This window comes from Photorhabdus aballayi, assembly GCF_026153155.1.
Classification (GTDB): domain Bacteria; phylum Pseudomonadota; class Gammaproteobacteria; order Enterobacterales; family Enterobacteriaceae; genus Photorhabdus; species Photorhabdus luminescens.
This window is the reverse complement of sequence record NZ_JAPFCD010000123.1, coordinates 1-2084: the sequence shown is the minus strand read 5'-3', so window position 1 is coordinate 2084 and position 2084 is coordinate 1. Positions and strand designations below refer to the sequence as shown.

Annotated in this window: 3 protein-coding genes; all 3 read right to left on the bottom strand. The window is 63.5% G+C overall.

Going from position 1 to position 2084, the window contains the following annotated elements; translation table 11 throughout:
* Positions 1 to 1049: PAAR domain-containing protein (locus OO184_RS24795; protein WP_265381437.1), on the bottom strand; the 1049-nt coding region annotated here is incomplete at its 3' end.
* A gap of 15 nt (positions 1050 to 1064) precedes the next feature.
* Complete coding sequence (locus OO184_RS24790) at positions 1065 to 1514, bottom strand: DcrB-related protein (RefSeq protein WP_265381436.1); 450 nt, start codon at positions 1512 to 1514, stop codon at positions 1065 to 1067.
* A 64-nt stretch (positions 1515 to 1578) separates the two neighbouring features.
* Positions 1579 to 2084, bottom strand: a 506-nt coding sequence (locus OO184_RS24785; protein WP_446500482.1) for a bacteriophage T4 gp5 trimerization domain-containing protein, incomplete at its 5' end; no start/stop codon positions are given.

The following is a 2084-nucleotide window of genomic DNA, read 5'->3' as shown; positions in this document are numbered from 1 at the left end:
ACCGGCCAGACCTGTAAGAAGTCGCCGGTCGCCACATCCACCGGCTCCCCGGCTTTGCTACAGAGCTGACTGTCGCAGCCGGTTTTTTTCGTTGAGGGGGCGGGGGTTTCATGCGGGCGGTTTTTGTTCCCTCTGGGCAGGGGAATGAAGCCGGCCAGCACTACGGCCCAGCGTAAGGCCCGGTCGTTGCTGATGAGGATGTCACAGACCCCCTGTGTTTCCTGGGTGATGGCAATCGATGCCGCGCCGCTGTTGATATTGGCGTCACAGGCGGTGCGGTGGCCCAGCCGGGCAATCGGCTTGCCGTTGGCGAACACCGTTTTGGCGCCTTCGGCAATCACCACCGGGCCGGGGTGGTCGCTGCACACAATTTTGTCCCCGGCCCGGGCCACCGGTTTGCCTTCAAAAAAGACATTGGGCGAGCCTTCAATGATGGTGCCTTTATTTTGTCCGTATTGTCCGATAGCGGCCCCGAGACTGGCGTAAGCGGCGCCGACAAAGCCGCCGGCTAATCCGGCCGCGGCGCCGGCGAGGATGGCGGCCCCGACGCCGGCAGTGGCGACCACAAAAGCGGCAGCGGCCACCGCCACCACGGCCCCGAGTAAGACGCCGCCCAGCGCCCCCCATAACCCGGCGCTTTTATTCTGATGGGCAATGGCATCCCCCAGCCGGGCGGGCGCATTGCCTTCGGTGGAGACGGTCTGCATGCCCAGCGCCTGCGCGACCTGATGGCCGATTTTATCGCCGACATAACTGCCGACATACGCGCCGACGGTCCCGGTGGCCAGGCCGGCGGCAAAGGGGGCGGCCGCGCCGGTGGCGACCGCATAGGCTCCGGCCGCGCCCAGCGTGGCTTTGTTGAAGGCGTCGCTTTCCAGAAACGCCAGCGCTTTATCTGAACCTGACGTCGTCTTGGCGGTTCGGGGCGGTGGCGCGGCAGGTTTAGCCGGGACGTTTGTCTCGGTAGCGGGGGGCGTTTGCCGGGGCGGGGAGTCTGGCGTGCGGCGGGCCGCGCCGGCGCCCGCCCAGACATTTTGTAATAGACTCATCACAACTCCTTGGCATTAGGGTTTATCACCCGTGCGGGGCTGAAACGAGGTCATGATGGCGAGCATTTGTTCGCGCTGAGCCGGGGTCATAGCGCCGTTGCAGGTGCCGGTCAGAATCAACACCTGTTGTGGCAGGTTGAGCATCATCATCAGCTGATGCAGGGGGCCCTGCGGGGAGTCCCAGGTGAACTCGGCGGTCAGGGTGTCGCCGCCATTGAGCCGGCCGTTTTCCTGGGCGATAAGCTGATAGTTTTTCAGCTGTTGACTGAGGGCGGTGATTTCGCGCCCGGCAAACTGGGGGAAGTCGAGGCCCCAGGGCAGGGTATCGCGGGACAGGGTGAAGCTGCTGCCGTTGTGGTCGTCGGGGCTGCTGAGTATCAGCATGCTGACATCCCGCCAGTCGTGCGGCACCTGTACGGTACCGGCATTAAAGTGAAAAGGGACGCGGGTGTTTTCCTGGGTCATGACGTTATCCTGCTCCGTGTTGAGGGTTATCTGTGGGTATCCGGGGCCGTTATTCCGGCCGGGACTAGTTATTCAGGCCGATTTTGCTGCCGTTAACCGACACCCCGTCGGCGTTCAGGGTAATGACGGAGCCGCCAAAGGTGAGCGTGATGTGCTCTTTGGTCATCTCAATCTTGCCTGCCCCGACGGTGAGGGTGATGTTGTCGCTGGCGGTGTACAGTTGCGTGCCCTCGCCGGCTTTACCGGCGCTGGCCTTGACCTGCACCTGATTGGCGTCGGTGCTGCGCAGCCGGCAGACGGTTTCCGTGAGGCTGCCCTGTTCAATGCGGGTCTGTTCATCCCCGGTCTTTACCGCCACCTGGCGGTTGCCGGTTTCCACCACCAGAGTCTGGTCGTGTTTCACCACGGTGTTCATGTCGCGCTGGGCGTGCAGCGCCAGCTCTTCGCTGCCTTTGGCGTCCTCGAAGCGCAGTTCGTTGTAGCCGTCCCCTTTATGGGTTTTGGAGCGCAAGGCCATCTGGGTTTTGCTGCCCGGCAGGGCGCCCGGCGGGAGATTGCTGGCATGGTAGG

Bases quoted from the DNA above. Each gene is read 5' to 3' on its own strand.
- OO184_RS24790 (WP_265381436.1), bottom strand. From the start codon at position 1,514: ATGACCCAGGAAAACACCCGCGTCCCTTTTCACTTTAATGCCGGTACC.